Origin of the sequence: Exiguobacterium sp. s150 (assembly GCF_018618435.1) — a bacterium.
In the GTDB taxonomy this organism is placed as follows: domain Bacteria; phylum Bacillota; class Bacilli; order Exiguobacteriales; family Exiguobacteriaceae; genus Exiguobacterium; species Exiguobacterium alkaliphilum.
In genome coordinates this window covers 1-382 of sequence record NZ_JACSMC010000093.1, presented here as the reverse complement: position 1 = coordinate 382, position 382 = coordinate 1, and the positions used below count along the sequence as shown (strand labels likewise).

The 382-nt window shown below is 50.8% G+C and carries 2 tRNA genes; both read right to left on the bottom strand.

From position 1 onward, the window contains the following. Nucleotides 1-92: 92 nt before the first annotated feature. Nucleotides 93-165: transfer RNA gene (locus KNP76_RS15700), tRNA-Ala, on the bottom strand. A 21-nt stretch (nucleotides 166-186) separates the two neighbouring features. Then, nucleotides 187-263 (bottom strand) — tRNA-Ile (locus KNP76_RS15695). Between the last annotated feature and the right edge of the window lie 119 nt (nucleotides 264-382).

Genomic DNA, 382 nt, shown 5'->3' with positions numbered 1-382 from the left:
GATCTAGCGTCTAAGACACACGGTCCTCACGGACCATATGTGAAATTTTGGTTTGATGTCTTGATGAATCTTCAGTTTTCAAGGAACAAAAGTGGAGCCTAGCGGGATCGAACCGCTGACCTCCTGCGTGCAAGGCAGGCGCTCTCCCAGCTGAGCTAAGGCCCCGTGATGGAATTCTCAAAAAAATGGTGGGCCTAAGTGGACTCGAACCACCGACCTCACGCTTATCAGGCGTGCGCTCTAACCAGCTGAGCTATAGGCCCTCATAATTTGATTGTCGAGAGATTTGGTCTCTCAAAACTGAACGATGGGCAATGCCACAGGGGCATTTTCCTTAGAAAGGAGGTGATCCAGCCGCACCTTCCGATACGGCTACCTTGTT